This window comes from Ructibacterium sp. SJQ-7 (assembly GCF_054696575.1).
This window is the reverse complement of record NZ_CP195193.1, coordinates 209,440-228,943: the sequence shown is the minus strand read 5'-3', so window position 1 is coordinate 228,943 and position 19,504 is coordinate 209,440. Positions and strand designations below refer to the sequence as shown.

The 19,504-nt window shown below is 38.5% G+C and carries 16 protein-coding genes and 1 pseudogene; 2 read left to right on the top strand and 15 right to left on the bottom strand.

The features are described 5' to 3' along the window. Nucleotides 1-9: 9 nt before the first annotated feature. From ACSAMO_RS01090 to rnr, 12 genes and pseudogenes are all read right to left on the bottom strand, one after another. Complete coding sequence (locus tag ACSAMO_RS01090) at nt 10-231, bottom strand: hypothetical protein (RefSeq protein ID WP_002323342.1); 222 nt, start codon at nt 229-231, stop codon at nt 10-12. Beyond that, nucleotides 232-345, bottom strand: a pseudogene (locus tag ACSAMO_RS01085) (DUF3789 domain-containing protein); the annotation flags it as partial. It abuts the gene before it with no gap. 33 nt (nt 346-378) lie between these two features. After that, on the bottom strand, nt 379-1,575 hold the full coding sequence (gene mobT, locus ACSAMO_RS01080; RefSeq protein ID WP_025489600.1) for a MobT family relaxase: 1,197 nt from the start codon (nt 1,573-1,575) through the stop codon (nt 379-381). 149 nt (nt 1,576-1,724) lie between these two features. Next, nucleotides 1,725-2,114 (bottom strand): hypothetical protein, encoded by a 390-nt coding sequence (locus ACSAMO_RS01075; protein ID WP_004843352.1) that lies wholly within the window; start codon nt 2,112-2,114, stop codon nt 1,725-1,727. Between the two features lie 94 nt (nt 2,115-2,208). After that, the gene (locus ACSAMO_RS01070; RefSeq protein ID WP_004843351.1) at nt 2,209-3,600 is read right to left on the bottom strand and encodes an FtsK/SpoIIIE domain-containing protein; all 1,392 of its coding nucleotides are present in this window, start codon (nt 3,598-3,600) and stop codon (nt 2,209-2,211) included. A 91-nt stretch (nt 3,601-3,691) separates the two neighbouring features. Continuing rightward, a complete protein-coding gene (locus ACSAMO_RS01065) occupies nt 3,692-4,177 on the bottom strand; it encodes a DUF6560 family protein (RefSeq protein WP_004843350.1) in 486 nt (161 codons plus the stop codon). Nucleotides 4,178-4,263: 86 nt separating this feature from the next. Next, nucleotides 4,264-4,647 (bottom strand): YdcP family protein, encoded by a 384-nt coding sequence (locus ACSAMO_RS01060; RefSeq protein ID WP_004843349.1) that lies wholly within the window; start codon nt 4,645-4,647, stop codon nt 4,264-4,266. Nucleotides 4,648-4,662: 15 nt separating this feature from the next. Continuing rightward, entirely contained in the window at nt 4,663-4,989 is a 327-nt protein-coding gene (locus ACSAMO_RS01055; RefSeq protein WP_004843348.1) for a YdcP family protein, read from the bottom strand. 21 nt (nt 4,990-5,010) lie between these two features. Next, nucleotides 5,011-5,211, bottom strand: a complete 201-nt coding sequence (locus ACSAMO_RS01050; protein ID WP_004843347.1) for a hypothetical protein — start codon at nt 5,209-5,211, stop codon at nt 5,011-5,013. A gap of 12 nt (nt 5,212-5,223) precedes the next feature. Next, nucleotides 5,224-8,268: an SrtB-anchored collagen-binding adhesin gene (locus ACSAMO_RS01045; protein WP_499209611.1), complete on the bottom strand. Its 3,045-nt coding sequence runs from the start codon at nt 8,266-8,268 to the stop codon at nt 5,224-5,226. A 401-nt stretch (nt 8,269-8,669) separates the two neighbouring features. Then, on the bottom strand, nt 8,670-9,809 hold the full coding sequence (locus ACSAMO_RS01040) for a THUMP domain-containing class I SAM-dependent RNA methyltransferase (RefSeq protein WP_499209610.1): 1,140 nt from the start codon (nt 9,807-9,809) through the stop codon (nt 8,670-8,672). A gap of 8 nt (nt 9,810-9,817) precedes the next feature. After that, complete coding sequence (gene rnr / locus ACSAMO_RS01035) at nt 9,818-12,070, bottom strand: ribonuclease R (protein ID WP_499209609.1); 2,253 nt, start codon at nt 12,068-12,070, stop codon at nt 9,818-9,820. Nucleotides 12,071-12,317: 247 nt separating this feature from the next. Here rnr and secD point away from each other — a divergent pair, with 247 nt between their 5' ends. Together secD and secF are read left to right on the top strand one after the other, a co-directional pair. Continuing rightward, entirely contained in the window at nt 12,318-13,613 is a 1,296-nt protein-coding gene (gene secD / locus ACSAMO_RS01030) for a protein translocase subunit SecD (protein WP_022229077.1), read from the top strand. Next, nucleotides 13,613-14,533 carry a protein translocase subunit SecF gene (gene secF, locus ACSAMO_RS01025; RefSeq protein ID WP_022229078.1) on the top strand — a complete coding sequence of 307 codons (921 nt, stop codon included), beginning with the start codon at nt 13,613-13,615 and terminating at the stop codon, nt 14,531-14,533. The genes secD and secF overlap by 1 nt, the downstream gene beginning before the upstream one ends. 85 nt (nt 14,534-14,618) lie before the next feature. Here the strand turns inward: secF and ACSAMO_RS01020 are convergent, their stop codons facing one another. The 3 genes from ACSAMO_RS01020 to ACSAMO_RS01010 all read right to left on the bottom strand — a co-directional run bounded on the left by ACSAMO_RS01020 (nt 14,619) and on the right by ACSAMO_RS01010 (nt 19,383). Then, a complete protein-coding gene (locus ACSAMO_RS01020; protein WP_499209608.1) occupies nt 14,619-15,977 on the bottom strand; it encodes an MATE family efflux transporter in 1,359 nt (452 codons plus the stop codon). Between the two features lie 125 nt (nt 15,978-16,102). After that, nucleotides 16,103-16,468 carry a heavy-metal-associated domain-containing protein gene (locus tag ACSAMO_RS01015; RefSeq protein ID WP_117966386.1) on the bottom strand — a complete coding sequence of 122 codons (366 nt, stop codon included), beginning with the start codon at nt 16,466-16,468 and terminating at the stop codon, nt 16,103-16,105. Nucleotides 16,469-16,623: 155 nt separating this feature from the next. Continuing rightward, nucleotides 16,624-19,383 carry an Ig-like domain-containing protein gene (locus tag ACSAMO_RS01010; protein WP_499209607.1) on the bottom strand — a complete coding sequence of 920 codons (2,760 nt, stop codon included), beginning with the start codon at nt 19,381-19,383 and terminating at the stop codon, nt 16,624-16,626. Nucleotides 19,384-19,504: the final 121 nt, after the last annotated feature.

Sequence of the window (19,504 nt, the reverse complement as noted above, 5' to 3'; positions counted from 1 at the left end):
AATAAAATTTTATGCACCGATAATCTTATTGAACAGCTCTAACAATACATCTTTCACACCGCCAGCGTTGAATACCAAACCGACAGCAATCAAGGCAACTACCAAGAAGCCGATAAGTTTTGAAAACTCACGCTTGAACCCTAAGTAGATACCGATAACCACAATCGCCATAAGCACTAAGCTCTGTGCGTTTGATAAAAACCATTGATACAAATTTTGTCCGAAATTCATTTAATTGTCCTCACTTTCTTCTAATTGTTTCATTTCATAGTCAGCTTCTTTGCCGACATTCAAAATACACATCAAGACTACGCCGATACCCATTCCCATAGATACCAGCAGGAAATCTTTTAATAATACCCACATTTTTTATCACTCCTAACTTTCCACCAAATCTTTTGCAGGGGTCGTCTGCTGTTTGATTATCATTTTATGCTTTTCTGTGAGCTTTGCCTGCTGTTCGATTGTTTCCATGTAGTCTGTACCGTTTCCTTTATCAATCTTTTTCAGCATTTTCAAGGTTGGTGCTACCTGCCTTTGTACCCAACGCAATGTGCGGTCTAAGGTGTAAGGCTCTGGCTTTGTCGTCAGCTTCAAGCTCTGTCTGTTATCGCCAATAAACCAAGCCCAGCGGTCATTGAGTTTCCATTCATTTTTTCGCTTGTCGGGTTCTTCATCAACAAACCGTACATACTGGTTGATGATAGAAAAGGCGGTCTGCTCTGCGTCATAATAGGTCAGCAAATCTCGTACTGCATAATAGGCACGTTCATTTCTAAGCCGTATCTCAAAACGGTTGATAATGTCGGCTTCTTCAAGCGGTGTCCCTAACTTGACGTACTGCTCATAGTCCTTTTCATAGATACAAAAATACACATCTGATTTCAGCGAACCAAGATAAAGGGTGCGTCCCATATATTCTCTGTCGTCCTCTCTATGCTTGATAAGCTCGCCCGACTGGTAAAACTTATAACTTCTGGACTTTCCGATATATTCCCGTTTTCTGCATTTTTCCGCAAGCTCTGGAATATCCAAAATGCCCGTATGGTCGTTGATAGCAAGGTCGATACGCTTCATCACGCCACCGTCTACGAGTGCGTCCATGAGAAAGTCATACCAGCTTCTTTGCTGTGCCAGCAGGTAACTTTCAAACTGCCTGCAACCACGCCCCTTTAACTCTAAAAGGACACCTTTTTCTTCGTCAGCCGACGTATAGATAAAGATGTCCCCTAAAGAGTAATGCTCCGTATAACTGTAATGTCCATAATCTTCATGGAGCATATAGTTGATATTCAGTTTTAATATGTCTTTGATGATATGCTGTATATCCAGCGTGGGAAAACGAATTTTCACATAATCAAACAGCATGGTAAGCGGTGCTTCTGGATTGAACCTTGCCAGTTCTTTATGCAGAGTTTCCAAAAGCTCCTTTGACGGCTTCATTTTTCCGCTTTCTATCTTATTGAGATATTCTCTTGTGATACCAGAAGCCACCGCCAGCCTGCCTTGTGAGATACCGTAAGCAATCCGTTTCTCCCGTAATTCTTTTATCCATTGTTCTTCATTCAGAACCATACCCCCAATCTGTAAAGTGTGAAGTTTTTTTAGGCGACTTCACAGCCGATTTTTGCTAGGAAACCATGCCAGAAGCCTTATGTTTCCTATGTTTTTTGTCTATTGTCTATTTGCAAACGTACCCCTCTGTTAGATACCGAGGGGTTTTATCAGCGGACGGGACAAGCCCCGTCCGCCAAGAACGGAACTTGCGGTTGAGAACCGCAAAACCCGTCCTTGTCGTCCGTGTCTGTGTCCTGCTGTGAACCTTGTATGCCCTCATAGATAACCGCAAAATCTATTCTTTCATCTGAAAGTGCTTCTTTCATTTCTTCAGACAGCCCTTTAAGAAATACATTACATTGCAGACAAGCCTTATCTAAAACTCGAAATCGAAAATAGATTATCCTGCTTTCAACGCAATGTCTACTTTCCAACCTCATTCTAAACTTATGAGGAATGTTGATTTTTTCACGAATAACATCATCAATGATTTTATCTATCCTTGAATGAAATCGCAGATTTGGATTGACAGAATAATCTAAAAAACAATCTAACATATATTTCCTGCAATCCGTTGTAAAAATATCTGTATTCAAGCACAAACAGAGGTAGTTTTTCTCTGTGGGTGCGTGATAAACATTTAATGTGTCCTTATTCAATCACATCTTCCTTTCCTTGTTGTTCTGGCATGACTTGTCTTTCTTGTGCAAGCCTGCCGATTGTTTGTAAAAAATCATGTCCTTTGGGGACTAAAGGCGTGTAAAATTCGCTTATCACGCTTGTTCCCATATCACAATAGCCACGCCCCTTGATACGCTTCTGGAAAAACTGCTTTTTCACATCTGAACCGAACAGCATACCGTAACCTAATTCGCTGATACGCCCAAGTCCCACACGGAAATTGAAGTTATCTCTGATACCGTCAGAGAAATACTTTGCGTCTGGACGCTGGCAGGCAACGATAAGGAAATAACCTGCTTGTCGTCCTAACATAACGATTTTCTTTAACTGGCTAAGCAAGCCCACGCTTTCCTTTGTCCCCAGCATTTCAAAAAATGCCACATATTCATCAAAGATAAGAAAGCAGGGTGGCAGTCCCAGATAGGCGTAGTTTTCGCCCGTCTTATAGTTCGGGTGTTGCTTCATTTCCTCACTTCGCTGTACCATTCCCTCATAAAAGGCATTGACACAATCAATCATTTCTTCTTTGGTGTGATACACATTTCCCATAACTGTCCCTAAGTCTGCAAGGTCAGCGTTCTTCGGGTCTAAGATGTAAAGGACAGCGTTGGTATGCAGTAAGGCTTCAATAAGCGTCAGCAGAAAATAAGTTTTACCGCCACCCGTTCCACCAGCAATCAGAGCGTGAGGGAGTGCGTCATATTCCCAGACAAGATTTTTCATCAGTTTCAGACAGCCGTTTTCTGCCCGTACTTCATCAATGGTAATGCGGTTCGCTATCATATCATAAAGCAGGGTATATTCAATATAGCCGTCATGCAGGGTCTTGTCGGTCAGCTCACAATATAAGCCACTTTCCAATTTATCCTCTAACCGTAAAAGCTGGTCTTGATATTTTCCCAGCGTAATTTCACAGCGGATATGAAGCAGTCCCTTTTCCATTTGATAATAAATCTTTGGAAACCAGACGATTTTTTCCCTTGATCTGCTTTGCAGGTCAGTAAAAAAACCGCTGTCTTGTACGGTATCGGCTTCATACCACTTATTTTCCAGTACCATTCTTGCCAGCTTTTGACGGTGCAGGAGCTTCTTGAAACTATCGTAACAGAAGTGGTAATACAGAAAAACGACCAATGCACAAACACCAGTCGCTATCAGTATAGTTATGAAGTTGTAAGGGGAAAGCGTCAAGCCGTTCTCTAACAAGCTGAAATGTTCCCAATCAGTACGCATGAGCTGTTTGATATTCAGTAGCAGGAGAACCGCCACGAATACAAACAGAAGCGTTCCTATGGAAAAGTGGTAGACAAGGTGCTTGTCGCTGGCTCTGATACGGTGTCCTTTGTTAAAAATCTTTTGCATAAATCAATCACTCCTTTCTGGGTATGAAAAAAGCAGTCAATCCTAAGACTAACTGCTAAAATAATATAACTGTTTATTTGGGCGAAACGTATTAGAGTAAATTTTTCTCTTTTAACATTTCAAGAAATTCTTTATATCCAACACAGTCGCAAGAAACTGTACAAATTTTTTTGTTTCCTACAAATATTTTCAATCCTATTTGCTCTTTTTCTGTGCAACGGGAAATATCATTAAATGAAATTTCTCTTGTTCTTCCAACAGCAGGAGTAATACGCAAATTATTTCCGTCAATTACTACCTTATGTCTTTTTAATGCCCACGCACAAAATTCAATCAATAGAACAAAAATAGCAAAAACAACAGAGTGTCCCACCGTATTATCAAATCCCATGAACAATCCTAAAGCTATTGCAATTCCTACCATTATCAATGAACAAATATGACATACTGTTTGATAGGCGTGTGATACAAAAACAGTATTTGTGAATTTTTCTTTTTTAGTTGCTTTTTGTGTCTTATCTAATACGAGAGATATAATAGGGACAACGAATACAGCAAATATAATAGCTCTTATCATAAACAGCACTCCTTATAATTAAATTTTTCATACCCATATTATAACAGTTTTATATATCCGCTACAACGAAAATCTATTCAGCAAGCCTATTTTTTCGGCTGTCCCTGCGGTGTATGGTTCTGTGGACTGCCTACGTTTTGATTGCCTTTATTCTTCAATACAATATCCTCTGCCTTTACATACCAGTCCACATCTGCACCCGTATAGGTCTTTCTTGATACCGTATCGGCTACTGGATTGACAAGCTCCACAACTGCATTGTACGGAAATTCTCTTAACGGTACTTCTGGCGGTACAGACACGGGGATAATTCCACCATGCAAACTGCACTTCAAATCATAGATACGCTTTTTAAGCTGGGTACTCGGTGTCCCGTCCTCATTCTGTAAGAACACATCACGCACCGCTGTAAATTTTAATTCTCCAAATGTTTTCTCTTTGTCAATAACAAACCCGTTTGATAATCTCATAAATTCTTCACTCCTTTACTTTTCTTCAACTGCTACAATATCATCAGCAACTAACACATAATCGGTATGTCCCATATCCCCGATTGCATAACCTCTGCCGTATAACTTCGGATTGACAAGTTTTACTTTCTGTTCATACTTGAACTTTTTTTCGCCAGCCTGCACGGGAATTTCTACCACAACATTTTCGCCTTTCTGTACGTCAGAATAAAGGTTATAGCTTCGTCTTGCTAAGACCCTGCGGTTATTTTTATCTCTTTCAAAGACTGGCTCACTTTCGCCTGCAAATTCAAGAGTTCCAAAAGACTGTACCATATCTGGCACGACATATTTCATTTCCATATTGTTTTACCTCGTTTCTTTCTATTTTTGATAAATTGATTGTGATTTCTTATTCTGGCGGTTTGGGAAGTACCAGCAATCCCACAGATAGTAAAGGGTAAAATCAATGCTTACGCACCCTTGACTATCCGTGTTCTTGCAGGTTGTTGGCAGACAAGCCAGAATAAGCGGAAGTCTGCCGTTTGACAACTTCGGCGGAGAGCGTGATTTTTCTTTTCTCATACCGTTACCGCCTTATGATTTTTTCATTTTACGGCGTTTGTAGAAGAAGATACCTGCCAGTCCAGCACCAGAGGTCAAAAGAAGTGCAAGCAGTCCGTAAAGGTTTGTGTTATCGCCCGTTTTGGGACTGTCGCTCGGTCTGTTTGGCTTTTCTGGTGTCGGTGGTGTTTCGGGTTTCTCTGGTTCTTTTGGCTTTTCCTTAAAGGTAATCGTCTGTCCCTTATCCTCAATATCCTTATGCTCGGTAACTTTCTTCGGATCGTCTGGATTGCTTAAATCGTACAATTCTTCAAAAGTTACAAGCTGTTTGCCGTCAAGGGAAGTAGCGTCAAGGGTAAAGGCAACTTCCACTTTCATAGTTTCGCTGTCAGCAGTAAAAGTGTAATCACTTTCCACACGTTTCCCATTGATAAGAAGCTCGGCATTTTCTTTTTTCAACATCTGCCAGCCCACCAGTTTGTACTGTGTACCGACTTCTAAGCCCTCTAAGGTTACGGTATCAATGATTGTTACCTCTTTTCCAGCTTCAAGCTCTTTGTTGCCGTCCTTATCGGTAGCAGTCGTATGAATTTTGATGATACGCTCTGTGATAAGTACGGTCTGCCCGTCGTCCTCAATGTCTTTATGCTCCGCAACTTTCACGGGTTCGTCTGGATTGCTGAAATCATACAATTCTTCAAAGGTAACAAGGTTCTTGCCACCTAAAGCAGACGCATTGAATATATAGGAAATTTCCACTTTCATTTCTTCATCATCAGCGACAAAGGTATAATCGTTTTCTACACGTTTCCCGTCAATGATAAGCTCGGCGTTTTCTTCCTTTAACATCTGCCAACCTTTCAACTGATACTTTGTGCCTTTTGTAAGCCCGTTTAATTTGACAGTATCAACGATTGTTACCTCTTTTCCTGCAAGGATAGTTTTTTCGCCGTCCTTGCTGGTCGCTGTGGTATGGATAGAGATTTCTTTTTCGTATTCATCAGTCAACGTTCCTAAATCAATCACAAGGTTATTTCTTGATACCACGATTTCAAAAGGTGGGATAAGTTCAAAGCCTTTGTTACTGTCGCAACGCATTTCTTCAATGATGTAGGTATCATAAGGTAATGCACCCTTGCTGTCGTCTGGTTCAGAAGTTCCAAACCACACACCGTCCTCGCTGGTCTTGCCTGCGTTGGTATTGTGCTTATGCGAAGCCCATTCAGAAGAAGTGGAAAACTGCCCGTTATCATCAGTTACAACTATATGATTTTCGCCCGTTGTCTTGCTTGTGATCCTAAAAGGAACATCAGCAAGACGCTTGTGTGTGCCTGCACCGATTTTTACACCCTCAATATCTCCACGCTTAATCTGATTATAGATAGAATGGGCTTCGTCGGTTAAGTCCACGATTTTTCCATTTTCTGTGATTGTAAAATCAATCGGTTTTGCACCGTCTGTCAAATATCCGTCTGGTGCTTCGCTCTCAACGATACGGAAGTTTCCATAAGGTAAAAGGTCAGCAGAAGTAGAAGCGATACCCTCAATATCGGTACGAATTGTCTTTACCACTTCATTTTTCTTATAGAGCTTGCCCTCAACCAATACTGCATTATCATTTAAGGAAATGATGTCAAAGGCAGTATCTTTTAAAGTTGCACTTCCTTGTAGTTTGGTATCGCCCGTTTCTAAATCTCGTTTCTGAATTTTCACACCGCCACGGATAACCTTATCTGATACGGAAAACTGGTTACTTCCAGATAATACGGCAAGGTCGCCGTCCTCGGTAATCTGTGTAAGGTATAAGTCTTTTATCTGTTCGGACTTATCGCCAGCCTGCATATATGCACCGTCTAACAAGTATCCGTTTGGAGCTTTTGTTTCTTCAACGGTTAGCGTTCCAAGTGGAAGAACCGCTTTACCGTCCTGCATATAGAAGCTATCGCCAGATACTTTGTATGCGTCCGCAAATTTTGTGATGTAGTGGGTTGACCCGTCGCTGTCTGTTTCAGCGATTGTCTTTGTAACCCATGTACGAGTAGCTTCGGCAGGGAGATTGTCTTTATTATAGAAGCCTGCATAATACTTCCATGTAAATTCCGCACCTGCTAGAGAAGCGTTCCCCTGCGGATTGTCTTTCTGTGTTTCCATATCAATCTTGAAAAGCTCAATCAACGTGTCCGTTACTTTTGGTGTATCAGATACTTTCAAAGTCGCTGTTTTTCCAGCTTCAACCTTTAAGGAATATATAGTTTTATCTACTTTATATCCTGCTGGTGCGGATAATTCCTTGATATAGACTGTGCCTGCTTTTACCTCTACAACATCTGTATTTCCGTTTTCATCAGTCGTAAGAGTGGCAAGCTGTTTCGTGCAGTTCTTATCAGAAAAGACACCGTATGTTGCACCAGCGATAGAGTAATTCCCGTTACCGTCTGTAATGCTGGTATTACTGGTAGCCTTTTTAAGTTTCGCATTTCCGATATTTAACTTCGCCCAGAATTGCCCCAATTCCTGCCCCTCGCCAGAGTAGATATAACCGCCACATTCATAACGTCCTTTATTTTCTTTGACAAAGGCTCTTGCACCAGAGAAAACTTCGTCCTGCGTTGCCTTTGGAATTTCATCATAAGAAGCTCTCACGTTGTCGCATTGCCAGCCAAGATGTACGCTCAATCTCTGCCAGACAACAAGCTGTCTTAAAAGGTAGGCGTGATTGTTGCTTATTCCGCTGTGGCTGTCTGTGTACTGTTTCACATATTCGATAGATAAGGCAACGTCGCTTATCTGGTCGGCACTCATACGGGTGCTTGCGTCAATTCTGGTCTTGTAGCCATTCCTAAAATCTGTGTTAATGTCGATACAGTAAGCGTCCTCGCCCTCGACGGTCAAATGTCCCTCGTTAAAAGTAGAACCAATCGAACCGTCATTCATTACTTTTTCAACGATACCGACACGCTCTTTTGACTCCGTCCAGTATTGCTTGCTTTCTGCATGAACGGGTGTCGTCGGTAAAGTAGTAACGACAGTTGCAAGAGCTAAGAAGCCAGTACACAATCGTTTTAACATCTTTTTCATAAATCTAATGCTCCTTTCATTTTGGGTAATAAAATAGCCGTCCAATAAGAACGGCTGGAAATAGAAAAGGAACGTCATGTTAGGCGTTCCATAGTCTATAAGTTATTCAATTTTTTCTTGTTTCAATACTGATGTGTTGTACCATATCTTTGCATATCTAGGAAAACTTGCGTATCAAGGCTCATTCGTTAGTAGTAAATAAGTAGTAAATTGATGTGTTTGTTTCCTTGAAAATGCTGATAGATACTGTGTTTTAGCGGATAATCAGATTTTTATTGTGTTTTTTATTTTAATAAATTATACAATTTTATAAAGAAGTTTTGAATTGCAAATTATAGAGAATAGTTTGCAAATAGTGACATTATAAAAAATACCGATTGAAATTTTCAATCGGTATAAATTTACTTGTTGGTTTTAGGCGGACGCTCTCCGAAGAATTGATATAGATTGCACTTAATCATACCATTATACAATTTACGTTTTTTATTTGCTTTTTTTCCGAACAGCGATTCAAAGTTTTCGTTTGACGCGATAATATAATACGACCACTTATCAAGTGCATTAAAGCTTTTGCCTATTTCCTTATACAGTTTTTCACATTCTTTAATTCCACCTATTCTTTCACCGTAAGGCGGATTACAAATAATTGTACCATACGGCATATCGAAGTGAATTTTTCGTGCGTCACCTTTTTCCGCTTTAACAAAGTCACCCACACCTGCAATTCGGGCATTTTCATTTGTCAATTCAACATATTCGTTTTCTATATCATACGCATAAATTTCAAGCGGCACATTTCTTTCCAAGCTTTTAGCTTCTTCAACGGACTTAACCCACAACTCTTCATCTATCCACGCAAAATTCTGTGCCGCAAATTCTCGCTTTATTCCCGGAGCAATGTTTCTTTTTATCATTGCGGCTTCAATAGGAATTGTACCGCTGCCGCAAAACGGATCACATAGCGGATATTCAAATTTCCAATGACTCAGTTCAACCATTGCGGCGGCAAGTGTTTCTTTTAGCGGTGCAACATTTGAATGTTGTCTGTAACCGCGTTTGTGAAGTCCCTCGCCAGACGTATCTATCATAAGTGTAACTTTATCTTTAAAAATTGAAAACTGTATTTGATAATTTGCGCCGTCCTCCGGCAACCATTCTATGCCGTATTTATTTGAAAGACTTTCAGCAGTTGCTTTCTTTATAATTGCCTGACAATCCCTTACGCTTGCAAGAGTTGACTTTAAGGAATATCCTTTCACAGGAAAAGCGTCATTTTTGCCAATCCATTTACTCCGATCAACAGCTTTTGTCTTTTCAAACAATTCGTCAAACGTGACCGCAGTAAATTCGGCAGTTTTTATAAGCACTCTCTCTCCTGTTCTTATCCACATATTTGCTCTGCAAACAGCCTCATTATCACCCATAAACGTAACTCTGCCGTCCTCAACTGAAGTTGTTTCATAGCCAAGACGACGTACTTCTCTTGCGACAAGCGATTCAAGTCCGAACAATGTTGTTATTATAATTTCAAATTTCTCCATTTGTAAACCTACTTTTTCTTCTTATTGTATTTCTTAAAACTCTTTTTCCTTTTTGACTTCTTACCGTGTTTTTCCGATTTAGGAATTTCTATCGGTTTTGCGAACTTTTTAAGTAACTTACGGTCCGCGTCTTTAGCTAAAACAAAGTCAATCTGTCTTGAAAGAATATCAGTTCTCGCAACAACTATATTTACCACATCACCGGTAGTATACGACTTCTGTTTTCTTCTGCCGGTAAGCGTATTTACCTTTTCGTCATACTCATAATAATCATCGGTCATATTTTCAACTCTTATTAAACCCTCAACCGAATTTTCAAGTTCTACAAACATACCGAAATTAGTCACATTTGCAACCACACCCTCAAAGGTTTGTCCAATAAATGATGACATATAAGCCGTTTTCATCAAATCGTCAACGTCACGTTCGGCCGTTTCCGCATTTACTTCACAATCGCTTGAATGTTTGCTTGCCGCCGAAACGTAACCTGCAAGATATGAAATTCTGTTCCCCGTAACCTTGCCGTCAAGAAAATCTTTTAATATTCTGTGTATTGCCAAATCGGGATAACGTCTTATCGGCGAAGTAAAATGACAGTAATATTTTGCCGCAAGTCCGAAATGACCGAGATTTTCTTCACTGTACTTTGCTTTCATAAGTGAATGCAGCATTGTTGACGCAACAATACGCTCCTGCGGTGTATCTTTTACTGTATCGAGTATTTGTTGCAGAGCCTTTGGATGAATAGGTGTATCTCTGTCAATCTTACCCTTAAACGACAATCCGAAATGAAGTATAAATTCATTAAAAGTCATTATCTTTTCAAGTGTCGGTGCCTCATGGTTTCTGTATACAAACGGTATTTCAGACCAAAAAGCATATTCGGCGATTGTTTCATTTGCCGAAAGCATAAATTCTTCTATCATTTTGTTTGAAGTACCGCGTACTTCTTTTTCTATTTCAATCGGCTCTCCGTTTTCATTCACAACTATATGACTTTCAGGAAAATCGAACTGTATCGCACCTCTTAAAGTACGTTTATTCTTTAATATTTGTGCCAAGTCCTCCATTAGTTTCAATGTCGGCAAAATATGCTTGTATCTCTCACAAAGTTCTTCGTCACCGTCTTCAAGCATTTTATTTACATTATTATATGTCATTCGTTCTTTTGAGCAAATAACCGATTTACAAAGCTTGTGGCTCACAACATTTCCGTCACCCGTAATTTCCATAAATACAGACAAAGTCAATCTGTCCACTTGCGGATTAAGACTGCAGATGCCGTTTGAAAGACTTGTCGGCAGCATAGGAATAACTCTGTCTGCCAAATACACGCTTGTACCACGCTTGTATGCCTCATTTTCAAGTGCTGTATCCTCTTTTACATATTCTGAAACATCGGCTATATGCACACCGAGATAATAGTTTCCGTTGTCCTTTAACGTAAGAGATACGGCGTCATCAAAATCTCTGGCGTCATCACCGTCAATGGTGAAAATAATCATATCTCTTAAATCTTCTCTGCCTGCAAATTGGCTTTCCGTCACTGTTTGAGGGATTTTATCAGCCTCATTTAATGTTTCTTTATCAAATTCCTGCTTAATATCATTTCCTAATATAATACCCTCAATGCAACTTTTAAGCGACTCCTGTTGTCCGAGAACACTTATAACTTCACCGAAAATCTTTTTCTTGTCACTGTATCTTGTAATCTGTACGGCAACTCTGTCACCCATTTGAGCCGTCATTGCGTCCGATTGAGCTATAATAATTTTTGAATATATTTTTCTGTTATCGGGACGCACATAAAAATATCGTTCTTTTTCCTTATATATAACACCGACAATAACCTTGTTTCCGCGTTCAAGCACCTTGGTTATATGACCTTGTCGGTGACCTTTTGCATTGTCGTTATCGTCAATATGAACGATAACTCTGTCGCCGTTTATAGCGTCACCCATATCGTCACCGGAAATAAATATGTCACTTTCGTTTTCGTCGTCACATATTACAAAACCGAAAAATCCTTTTGCATTACAGACAAGTTTACCTACTACCGTTGAGTTTTCTCCCTCAATGCTCATATATCTGCCTTTTTTAGTCATATATATTTTACCCTCAATACAAAGTTCGGTTAATATATCGCGAAGTTCTTCCTCATCTTCCGCCGGTACGTCAAGTACAGTCATCAATTCGGCAAATTTAAGCGGAATATATTCTTTTGAACACATATATGAAAGTATCTTTTCTTTTCTGTCCATTTCTCTCTCCTATTTTTGTCAATTTAATTCCAAACAATTCTTTACTTATAATTATTCTATAACAAATATGTAATATACGCAAGTATTTTATACCTATGATTAATCTGATTGTAACCTTTTTGTTACATTATAGTAATATAATTTTTATTGACGAAAAGGTTGTATAGCGATATAATAACTTTATGCTATTTTATAATGGGTTTTAATGAGCAAATAGAACCCAACAAAGAAAGGAATGGATACGCAAATGAAAAAGAAGAGCATTATCACTCTTTGTTTCGTTGTTGTATGTGCCATTTTGCTTAACTATGTAGCCTTTATAGGTTTTAACATAGCTGGTTTTTCATATGGCGGTATGTTCGGCGAAACAGGTATCAAAAAGGGCATCGACTTAGCCGGAGGTTCAGTTATAACTTTCCAAGCTGATTCAGACGCTCCGACCGACGACCAAATGCAGGTTGTCGAATCAATTTTCCAAACTCGTATGACTAATGCGGGATATACAGAAGCACGTATATCTCAAGGCGAAGGCGGAAAAATTACTGTTGAAATACCTTCAGTATTTGAAACAGACCAAGCTGCAAGCCTACTTGGCGATACAGCAAAACTTACATTTAACGATGCTGACGGCAACGTAATTCTTGACGGTGCTACAGACATCAAGAACGCTTCTTACCAATACGGTAAGACTTCACAGACAGGTTCGGCTCAATCTTACGTTCAGGTTGAATTTAATGCTGAAGCAAAGCAAAAGTTTGCCGACGCAACTAAGGCTGCTGCCGCAAGATCAAGTGAAGGCAAAAACTACATTTCAATTCAAATGGACGGAAAAGATATTTCTTCTCCGAGAGTTTCAGAAGAAATCAATTCTGACTCATGCATAATTTCAGGTGATTTCACTCCTGAAACCGCACAAGACCTTGCTAACAAGATTAAGTCTGGTCAACTTCCGTTTGATATGAAAGTTATCTCTCAAGAAACAGTAGGTGCCGAACTTGGTGCAAACGCACTTCCTACAAGCCTTTTGGCTGCTGCAATCGGTATCATTCTTATAATGATCTTTATGGTTATTATGTACAGAATTCCTGGTCTTATCGCAGATATTTCATTGTTAATATATGTCGGACTTATCGGTTTGGCAATGGGTATATTCCATGTTAACCTAAGTCTTTCAGGTATTGCCGGTATCGTTCTTTCAATCGGTATGGCGGTCGATGCTGACTGTATCATATTTGAAAGAATGAAGGAAGAATTAAAAGTTGGTAAAACTATCAGAGCGTCTGTTTCGGCAGGTTTTGATAAGGCATTCTCAGCAATCCTTGACTCTAACATTACAACAATCATTTCTTGTGTAGTTCTTTACATCTCAGGTATCGGTGCAGTTACCGGTTTTGCTACTACACTTGGAATCGGCGTTATTTTGAGTATGTTTACTGCTATCGTTATCACAAAGTTCCTTCTAAAGCAACTTGTAGGTATCGGTATCGAAAACAGAAGTCTATTCTATAACGCAAAAGCAAAAAAAGGAGGTGCGGAAGAATAATGAAAGATTTGACTAAAAACAGATGGAAATTCGTGCTTATCCCCGCACTAATTGTTATTGCCGGTATTGTTCTATATATCGTACACGGCGGATTTAACTTCGACGTTGAATTTATGGGCGGTATCAGAATGCAAGTTAATATGCACACTGATTTCGACAATAAAGAAGTCGCTGACTTAATCCAAGAAAAAACTGTTGATACTGTATCAGCAAAAGTTCAAACAGGTGACAATCCTCAGGTTGCAGTAATCAAAACTCCTCCTGTTGACGAAACTGTTAAGACTGAAATTTTCAATGCACTAAAAGATAAGTATAATCTTTCAGATGATGATTTACTTTCAGTATCATCTGCATCAGCAAGTTTCGGTAACGAAATTCAAAGAAAAGCTTTGCTTTACACATTGCTTGCTATAATCTGTATCTTGATTTACATTGCAATTCGTTTCGAGTGGAGAAGTGCTATTATGGCTGTTATAGCTCTTGCAATCAACGTACTTATCATGGCTGCGATTTATGCTATAACAAACATTCCGCTTAATACAAACTTCATTGCGGCAATGCTTACTGTTGTAGGTTATTCTATCAATAATACAATCGTTATCTTTGACAGAATTCGTGAAAACACAAAGTCACGTAAGAAGAATGAAACTATTTCAGAAATGGTTAACAGAAGTGTTTTTGAAACAATGGGTCGTACAATCAACTCAACAATAACAACACTAATTACAATCGTTCTTATTTACATTCTTGGTGTATCTGCAATCAAGGAATTTGCTCTTCCTCTAATCGTAGGTATCCTTGCAGGTGCATACACATCAATCTTTATTGCCAGCACATTCTGGGCTTCATGGAAAGAATCAGATATGAAAGCTAAAGCAGCTGCTGCTCAAGAAAGAAAAGCAGCAAAGAAAAATAAGTAATTGATGTTACAAAAATAACCGTTCGATACGAACGGTTATTTTTTTGCCTTATTTTAAAAATACTATTTGTTTTTTTTAATTTTTATTATGTTTCTTTAAACAACTTTTTCCTCACCATTGCATATGCAATTAACACCGCAATACCTGTTATAACCCACGAAACAGGATACACATTCATCAGCATTTCAAAACTTCTGAACTTATTGAATACGGTGTATATCCATATTAATCTAAACACACACGACCCCAATACAGTAAGCACCGCCGGAGTCATTGAATATCCCAATCCCCTCAATGCCGCACCGCCTATTTCATACGAGCTTGCCAAACATTCAAACAACAATACGTGGACCATTCTTATTGACGCATATTCAAGAACGGCTTTATCAGTAGTATAAATTTCTGCGAAGAAGTCACGCCACACAACAAATATAGTACTCATCAATCCGCATATAACCACACTTGAAATCATACTGTATACGAATATCTTTTTACAACGTTTAAAATTTCTTGCACCGTAATTTTGACTTGTAAATGTCACTGCCGCTTGTACGAATGCACTAATTGTAAAATATGTAAAATACTCAAAATTCAATCCTGTAGCAGAGCCGGCAACTGCATCAGAGCCGAAACTGTTTATAGCAGTCTGTATACAAACATTTGAAACAGAGAACACAACTCCTTGCAATCCCGCCGGTACACCTATTTTGATAACTTTTATCAATTCGCTTTTCTTTATTTTTAATTTATTAAGCCTTAATCTGATTGTTTCTTCTTCATTCATCAGAAAACAGATTATAAGCACCGCACTCACACCGTCGGCTATTACTGTTGCAATCGCCACTCCCGCTACGCTTAATTTAAATACTATTACAAACAGCAAATTAAGACAGGCATTTATTACTCCAGATATAATCAGACAATATAGAGGTCTTTTTGTATCACCTTTACTTCTTAAAACAGCTGCTCCAAAATTATATATCATCAAAAACGGCATTCCCAAAAAGTAAATGTGCAAATACAATACCGCTAAATCTATTACATTTTCGGGTGTTCCCATAATTTCAAGAATAGGTCTTGCAATCATCAATCCTAACACAAGCAGAAATACACCGCTTATAAGCGAAACTATCATTACAGTATGAACTGCATCTTGAATTTTTTCTGTTTTCCCCTGCCCTATATAATTTGCTATGACAACATTCGCACCGACTGAAATTCCCACAAACAGATTTATCAGCAAGCTTATAACCGAACTGTTACTTCCAACCGCCGCCAGAGCCTCACTGCTCGCAAACCTTCCGACAACCGCCACATCAACCGAATTAAACAGTTGCTGCAATATACTGCTTATCGCTAACGGAAGTGCAAATAATAAAATTTTATTAAAAATACTTCCATTCAGCATATCCATCTGATTTGATATACCTTTACTCTTTTTCATTACATACATTCCTCCAAATATTTTAACTACTACTATTATAGCACATATGTATAAAATTAGAAAGTTAGTCTTGCACAAAAATAGCAGAAGAATTTAATCTTCTGCTATTTATATTAACGTAAATATTATTGTACGTTGTATGTAGTCATAATATATCCGGCACTTGAAACAAGTTTTCTCAAAAATAATTCAGATAAATTATTTTTCATATGTACCGTTGCTAAATTTTGACTTAAATCAACTTCTGCCCATACGCCGTCCTCACTGTTAAGTGTATTTTCGACTCTCGCTTTGCAGTGATTGCAAGTCATTCCGTCTATGCCTATCTGAACACAGTACGGATAATGTGACACATCTTTATCCTCAACCTTAATTTTCTTAACGTGTTCGATTTCAGCGCCGCAACACCCCGAAGTCAGTTTTTTAGCATAACTTCTAATAGCTATAACCGCTATAACTATCAATACTGCTACTATAATCGCTGTACTCATAATATATCTCTCCTTTGCTTTAAATCACAATTAAGGTTAGTATCCTCTAACCTTAATTAGTTTAGCACAACTAACCGATTTTGTCAATATTTCTTGATTTTTTTCAAAAAAAGAAATCAAGCTTAGTTTTTAAGCTTGATTTCCGAATTGCATTTCTATTCTATATTTTTAACCAATCTCACATTGTCCATCTGTACCCATTCATTTGCGTGAGCGTCCGAATATAGTCCTACTGTACATTTTCCGTCTGTCACTTTTATATCTGTTGCAACAACAATTTCTTTCCAATCATCAATATTTGTTTTAACGGAATATGTTTTCTTTTCGTCACCGCTTTGTGCGTATACATTACATACATTTTGTCCGCCACTGCTTTTTACCCACGCAGTCATTGTATACGTTCCGTTAGGTAAATCAGTTATTTCTTGATACAAATCTGAAATATAATCTTCCGGTGCAGTTTCCTGTATTACAAAATTACCGCTATCAACCTTTCCGCGCGCATTGGATACAGAATAATTGCCGACATTGTCACGTACTTTCCAACCTGTTGGTGTTGCTGTTATTTTTCTGTCCGCCTCAAATTCTGGATTGGAAATATAGTTATTGCCCTCTCCGACTTCCCAAGTACCTTTTTCAGCGTCCAACTTCCATTGATGAAGATTGTTAAAGTACGGTTTGCCTTCTTTATCAAATGATAGCGGTACCCATTGATTATATCCGATTCCGTTACCTGCAAAATCGCCCCATCTGTCACCGCAATAAATAATCAAATCGTTTTCACTTCCGTGAATCGTTGTATAGAAGCCTGCTTGCGAATTGTGAGCAAAACTATCTCGTGTGTTATTCATTATATATGGAAGTCCCATATCTTTATTATAATCGCCCAAAATGCTGTCAGACTGCATTACATACACTCTTGACGAATTCCAGCCGTATAAATCAGAGCCTGTATAATAGTAATTGCTGTTATATTTAAACATACAATTACCCTCTATACCTGTTTTGTCTTTCTTATCCACTTTGCCGTTTTCATCTATGTAACTGCCGTCTTCATCATAGAAAAGCATTTTGATATTTTCTTCGTCTATATCCAAAAAGTCTGATTCTCTAAGCGGAATTACATATTGATAAGCACGTCCGTTTGCACTTGAGCATATTATATATGCTTTGCCGTTATCATCTTGGAACAAAGTTTGGTCACCTGTAACATCATTTTGAATTGGCAACGTTTTTTGAATATGGTCAATCTTAAACGGTCCTTCAGGCTTATCACTTACCGCATAAACCATACCCGGTGCATATTGAGAAATTAACACATATTTTTTCGTGTTTTCATTATAAACAACACCCATTCTGCCAACCCAACCGTTCGGTTCACCGGTAAGAGGATAACCCTCAAACTTCCAATTCACCAAATCGTCCGACGAATAACAAGTAAATGTTTCGTAAGCGGCATTTCCCGCTTTACCGTTTTCGGGATTTTTAGCATATATATCCGCTTCTTTATATTTTACACCATACCAATAATATTTGTCACCAAACTTTTGAATACAACCGCCCTGTGAATATATATAATTGCCGTCAGTGTCTTTAAAAAATGTATCGTTTGTGATAGTGTTGTCAGATGTATTGACATTAACCGCACATTTTGCGGTTTGCTTACCGTCAGAAGTTGAAACCGTAATTGTAGTTTTGCCCTTGCCTTTCGCCGTAACAACTCCGTCTGTCACGCTTGCAATATTTTCGTTGTCAGATTTCCAAACCAAGTCGGAATTTTCAATATTTGTCGATAACGGATAAACCGAATCTATCTCGGTTAACTCTATACTTGTTTTATTCAATGACAGTCGCTCGGATTTTTTGTCGGTCACTGTGACTTTACATTCGTCCGTAAGTATTCCGTCCTCTGATGATACAGTAATTGTAGCATTGCCGTTTGACACAGCTGTTAAAATACCGTTTTCGCTTACTTTTACTATTGATTCGTCAGAACTTTTCCATGATACCTTATTGTCATACGCAAATTCCGGCATAATAACGGCGTCCAATATTTTATTTTCATCATCGACATTCATTGTCACATTATGCTCTGATAATGTCAGACTTTTTGCTTTGCCGATTGACGTATCTTCATTTTTACTGCTGTCGTTGTTATATTCAATTTCTTGTGTCTTTGAACGCAAATTATCGTCTTCGAGCAAATATGACTTCACTGTATATTTGCCGTAACCGCTCACATTTTCAAAAGTTCCCGATGTTGAATTGTTTTTAAAACCGATAAGTTTATTATTCTCGTCATACAGTGCCACGCCAAACAGCTTACCGCCTTTATAATCGGCTGAATAACTTATTGCACCGTCACCGTCAATGCCTGTCATAAGACGTGATATGTACCCATCGGCTTCTTTCAATACAACATCATCAACATAAACGTCCACTTTGTCCCACAAATTAAAATATGCTAAATAATCTTGAGTATTGTTACATTCAAATTCGATTGTATGCTTTGTCCAATCAGTATTTACCGATATTTCTTTCGTTTTTACTGGATAACTTCCCGGCCAATCCTGTGAACCGTCAAAGAAACCTGCATTTACAATACAATCCTCTTTCGCTTTTATATAAAATTCAAGTGTGTATGTCACATTTCTTTTCAGTTCAACTCTCTGTGCAACAACGGCACTGTTGAAATGAAGTGCCTTTTCACCGCTGTGCACTTCGTCTGTTGTACAATCGGCAGAGTTTTCATTTTCATAAACCCAACCGTACCTACCTGAAAAACGCCAACCGTTTGTTCCGAGTAATTCAGTTTCAAAGCTATCATTTTTTATAAGATTTTCCGCCGCATATGCCGAAGTCGTGCATAACGCGGTTATCAGTAATGCAGTAACGATTTTTACTTTATTTTTCATTTAACAATCTCCTTTTGTATTCATTGTTAAAATTTTATCACATTTCTTTGAATTTTTAAAGAGTTTTTTGCAAAAAAGAACGGATATAATTAAATATCCGTTCTTTAAATATCAGTTTTTT

Bases quoted from the DNA above. Each gene is read 5' to 3' on its own strand.
- ACSAMO_RS01090 (WP_002323342.1), bottom strand. From the start codon at position 231: ATGAATTTCGGACAAAATTTGTATCAATGGTTTTTATCAAACGCACAG.
- mobT (WP_025489600.1), bottom strand. From the start codon at position 1,575: ATGGTTCTGAATGAAGAACAATGGATAAAAGAATTACGGGAGAAACGG.
- ACSAMO_RS01075 (WP_004843352.1), bottom strand. From the start codon at position 2,114: ATGTTAGATTGTTTTTTAGATTATTCTGTCAATCCAAATCTGCGATTT.
- ACSAMO_RS01070 (WP_004843351.1), bottom strand. From the start codon at position 3,600: ATGCAAAAGATTTTTAACAAAGGACACCGTATCAGAGCCAGCGACAAG.
- ACSAMO_RS01065 (WP_004843350.1), bottom strand. From the start codon at position 4,177: ATGATAAGAGCTATTATATTTGCTGTATTCGTTGTCCCTATTATATCT.
- ACSAMO_RS01060 (WP_004843349.1), bottom strand. From the start codon at position 4,647: ATGAGATTATCAAACGGGTTTGTTATTGACAAAGAGAAAACATTTGGA.
- ACSAMO_RS01055 (WP_004843348.1), bottom strand. From the start codon at position 4,989: ATGGAAATGAAATATGTCGTGCCAGATATGGTACAGTCTTTTGGAACT.
- ACSAMO_RS01050 (WP_004843347.1), bottom strand. From the start codon at position 5,211: ATGAGAAAAGAAAAATCACGCTCTCCGCCGAAGTTGTCAAACGGCAGA.
- ACSAMO_RS01045 (WP_499209611.1), bottom strand. From the start codon at position 8,268: ATGAAAAAGATGTTAAAACGATTGTGTACTGGCTTCTTAGCTCTTGCA.
- ACSAMO_RS01040 (WP_499209610.1), bottom strand. From the start codon at position 9,809: ATGGAGAAATTTGAAATTATAATAACAACATTGTTCGGACTTGAATCG.
- rnr (WP_499209609.1), bottom strand. From the start codon at position 12,070: ATGGACAGAAAAGAAAAGATACTTTCATATATGTGTTCAAAAGAATAT.
- secD (WP_022229077.1), top strand. From the start codon at position 12,318: ATGAAAAAGAAGAGCATTATCACTCTTTGTTTCGTTGTTGTATGTGCC.
- secF (WP_022229078.1), top strand. From the start codon at position 13,613: ATGAAAGATTTGACTAAAAACAGATGGAAATTCGTGCTTATCCCCGCA.
- ACSAMO_RS01020 (WP_499209608.1), bottom strand. From the start codon at position 15,977: ATGAAAAAGAGTAAAGGTATATCAAATCAGATGGATATGCTGAATGGA.
- ACSAMO_RS01015 (WP_117966386.1), bottom strand. From the start codon at position 16,468: ATGAGTACAGCGATTATAGTAGCAGTATTGATAGTTATAGCGGTTATA.
- ACSAMO_RS01010 (WP_499209607.1), bottom strand. From the start codon at position 19,383: ATGAAAAATAAAGTAAAAATCGTTACTGCATTACTGATAACCGCGTTA.